The 3,943-nt window shown below is 45.5% G+C and carries 2 protein-coding genes and 1 pseudogene; 2 read left to right on the top strand and 1 reads right to left on the bottom strand.

All coding sequences use genetic code 11. The features are described 5' to 3' along the window. Positions 1-193 precede the first annotated feature (193 nt). Positions 194-1,354, top strand: coding sequence for an aromatic ring-hydroxylating dioxygenase subunit alpha (locus tag QMA35_RS20925; RefSeq protein ID WP_281649087.1), 1,161 nt, complete (start codon positions 194-196; stop codon positions 1,352-1,354). Positions 1,355-1,435: 81 nt separating this feature from the next. Continuing rightward, a complete protein-coding gene (locus QMA35_RS20930) occupies positions 1,436-2,263 on the top strand; it encodes a peroxiredoxin family protein (protein ID WP_281649088.1) in 828 nt (275 codons plus the stop codon). 1,561 nt (positions 2,264-3,824) lie between these two features. Here the strand turns inward: QMA35_RS20930 and QMA35_RS20935 are convergent. After that, positions 3,825-3,943 (bottom strand): annotated as a pseudogene (locus QMA35_RS20935) (ISAs1 family transposase); the annotation flags it as partial.

The raw sequence follows: 3,943 nt of genomic DNA on the forward strand, positions 1-3,943 counted from the left end.
CTTGGCTACATGGCAGCACGTACGTGCCCAATGCCAGAAAGGCTTCTTAAGCTGGCTGACTTACAGTGGTAATCAGGTAAAGTTTTTCTCTTATCAAAATGGCCTACCAATAAAACGTTCTGATCACTGTCTCGGCGGCAATCCGTGTTTTATATTGGGTAAATCATGAATCTATCTATTGCAAGGATGTCCCATGCAGCTTGAAGAGCAACACCGGCTGATCGACAGGGTTCTGCAGCTGGAAACCGATAAAACCACAGATATGGCTGAGCATTGTTCAGCTATTGATGTTGCCTTGTACCGGGATGAGAAGCAGTTTCACTCAGAGGAGGAGAACCTTTTTCGACAGCTGCCGATGATTGTGGGGCATGTGAGCCAACTTCCTGCTCCCGGTGATTTTATAACCCATGATATCTGCGGTGTGCCAGTGGTTGTGCTGCGTCGACAAACCGGAGAGCTGAAAGCCTTCATGAATGTTTGCAAGCACCGTGGCGGACGCCTTGTACGAGATGAAAAGGGAAGCGATTTGCGGGTGTTGGTGTGCCACTACCATGCTTGGACCTATGATACCGATGGCAGCTTACGGGGAGTTCCCCATAAGGACGGTTTTCGGGGCATGCCCGATGGTTGTAACAATCTTACTGAGTTGCCTGTCAGTGATCATCTGGGTTTTCTCTGGGTGCGACTCGCACCTTTTCGGCGCTATGAAACCGCTACGCAGTTTAACCGATCTGTTGAAGAATTTCTGGGGGAGCAATTCAATGCGGATTTCTCCAGCTATGGAACAAGTTCACATACAGTTTTTGATCCGGTTGATTTTCACCGGCCAATTAACTGGAAGCTGGCTATTGATACTTTTCTGGAAAATTACCATGTCAGAAAAACCCACAGAAACACCATTGATGCGATGTTTCTGGATACTGTTGGGATTTATGAGCGCTTCGGTTGCCAGCAGCGAAATCTGTATCCGAAAAAGAGTATTGTTTCTCTAAGAGATAAACCAAGAAGTGAATGGCAGCTCTGTGAACATGGTAATATGCTCTACACGTTTTTCCCTAACACCTTAATTCTGATTGAGCCAGATCACATCAATGTGTCCATTGTTTTTCCCGATGGCATTGAACACACTAAATTGATCAATTTTACCTTGCTGCCGGAAGAACCAACTGAAAAGGGTATTAAGTACTTCCGGAAAAATAATGACATTCTATATGCCGCTCTGGAAGAAGATTTTTCCATGGCAATAGATATTCAGAAAGGATTGCGCTCAGGAGCTAACCAGCAGTTTCTTCATGGAAGGTTTGAGCAGGGTTTGAAATACTTTCATGAAAGTGTGGAGGGTTTTTGTGAATAATCACCTTATGTGGTGAATCCACTTTAATAAAAGCCACGTAGTTACAGAAAGTTGTGCCAAATATAATAATAAAGAGTCGTTATGAATCGCATAAAATCCCTGTTTGTGAGCGCTTATATTACCTTTTTGGTTGTTGCCTTTGGTTGGAGTGGTTATCAGCTCTGGCACACCAATGACATGAGTTACGTTGCTTTGCTGGTGGCTTCAGCGCCAGGGCTGTTCTTTTTTGTACACTTGTTTCTTACCTCGACTGCCCGTACCAGTCACTCCCTTCTTCATATCCAGATTCCAACCTTCTTGGGGTTAGTCGCTTCACTCTGGGTTGGCGAATGGGTGGTTAAAATAGTGGCTTTGTTTGTTACAGCTGGATTGTTGGCTTATGTGTACTGGTATTCCCGCCTTGGACGTGGGCACTCTGTTGTATTGGAAAAGGGGAAAAGACTTCCTGAATTATCATTTGAAACTGCGGGTGGTCAGACCGTGTCTTTGACTGATTTTCGAGGTCAGCCGGTTCTGATGATGTTTTACCGGGGCAACTGGTGCCCCTTATGTATGGCTCAAATCCGGGAAGTCGCGAAAGGCTATCAGGCATTAAAGGAGAGAGGTGTAAACCTCCTGATGATCTCCTCTCAGTCCCATAACCAGACTCTCAAACTGGCTGACAAGTTTGATGCGCCCCTTGAGTTTCTGGTTGATAAGAATAATCAGGTTGCCGATGCGTTGGGAATCGCTCACAAAGCAGGACTACCGAGCGGTTTGCAGGCCGCTGGTTATGATTCCGATACGGTCTATCCAACAGTCATACTGGCGGATGCTGACGGTAAGGTTATTGCGGCCGACCAGACGGATAATTATCGTCTGCGCCCCGAGCCTGAAACGTTTTTACGTTGGCTCGATCAGACCGTATAGTGAGCCTGCCATGTGTGCGAACACCAGAAGAATACAGTATTAATATTGTCTGTATTCAGGGTGTAAAACCTTTTGAGTGTCAGGATATTCCCATAGGTAATGGTAGGTCTTAATGCAGACCTACCTCCTGTTTAACGTATTCTCCAGGCAACTATCCAGCGATAAAAATTCTCGTCTCTGAATCTTGGTGCCACTTGTGTTTCTACTAATACAAGTGGCATGACTAAGTGCTCACCGATACTACTATATAGATACAATATGTTGGGTAACCGCCCGTTAGGTTTGCAGAGTGAGAATCATGAAAGTAGTGGGAGTCGATATCACTGATCGAAACATTGTATTCGGAGATGAATTTTGAAGCCAGATTGTCATCGCAATCAAAGGAGGTGACCGGGGCTGCTGAAAGAGTCTCGGTAGTTAAACCTGATCTGCGGATGCTTCGAATCAGCACCGATTAGCTCAAACGGTTTTCCAGAGATTTTATCCTTTGGGAAACTGCCCCTGTCAATATCTGAAGGCTGCGGGCTGTAGCGAGTGAAAAAAACTGGTAACTATAGATATTATGGAAATTGCGTCGGAGTTTGATTTGCCTAACGCGATAACCTGCATAACGTTGGCAGGATACTGGTCAATGCTATAGGTTCTATCTGGAAAACGCGGCAGTGAATAAAGTAAAGCCGGAGAGCCTGAAATCTCCGGCTTAATTTAATGTTAACGATGATTAGCTTTTTGAAGTCTTTCTTAATGGGTGCCGCATTAAAGAACGATCAGTGCTGCTCAATTTGCCTAAGGGATTGTCCGTAGTCGCCTTAGACGTTTGCTTATTTAGTTTAGAAGGGGGAGGAGGGGCTTCAGGCGTAGAAGAAACAACCGGTGCCGAACCAGTACCTGTTGCGGGTGTAACTTTCGGCTTATCTTTACGAAAAACAGAATTATGTTTTCTTTCAGTCAGTGAGTTTATCCAGGCTCTGGTTAGCATACGGTACCCTGTGGAGCGCGCGGAAGACAGTAAGCGCCAGGCTCCCAGTTCTGGGCCTGGAACTAACAGGCTTGTAACTTTAGTAAGCCATTCTAGAGACAATGCTTCATTATCTGCGACACTGTTTATCCAGATATCGGGTTTTGCTGTTCCCTGACTGATGCCGTGATCCACTAAGAGATATCCAGTGTTCTGACTGAGGGGGGCCGCGATGAGATTCCCGGAACCTAGAACGTTAACTTGAAGGTCGTTACATATTGAAACCGCTATCGGGTCATCCTCGGCCAGCAGATCAGAATCATTTAGTACATCACTTATGAAGTCTAAGGAGCAGGCTGAAAAGGGTGACAGTTTCTTTATGGAACCCGTGAATCCGTTATTGGATGAGAGCACATCGGTTATCCAGCCAGTGTTATTACCCTCTGGGAATCTTACTAACACTGAATGCTGCTCGTTATCATCGTGGAAAGCGGCAGGGCGATTGCATCAATCTAGTACGATAGAGCAAAGAAGCATTTCCAAATGCTCATGGTTCCAGCCTGCTATTTTCCGGTGCCTCTTAATGCTTTTATTACCTTTGTTTTTCTTGATCGTATTCAATGCTATACGCCTGAGAATCGATAAGTTCTCAGCACTATTTCCCGCTTTAGCCTGGCAAGCATCTTCGGAGAACGAAACATCCAGTACCCAGTGCAGGTTAT

Origin of the sequence: Parendozoicomonas sp. Alg238-R29 (assembly GCF_947331445.1) — a bacterium.
Taxonomy (GTDB): Bacteria; Pseudomonadota; Gammaproteobacteria; order Pseudomonadales; family Endozoicomonadaceae; genus Sansalvadorimonas.

Bases quoted from the DNA above. Each gene is read 5' to 3' on its own strand.
- QMA35_RS20925 (WP_281649087.1), top strand. From the start codon at position 194: ATGCAGCTTGAAGAGCAACACCGGCTGATCGACAGGGTTCTGCAGCTG.
- QMA35_RS20930 (WP_281649088.1), top strand. From the start codon at position 1,436: ATGAATCGCATAAAATCCCTGTTTGTGAGCGCTTATATTACCTTTTTG.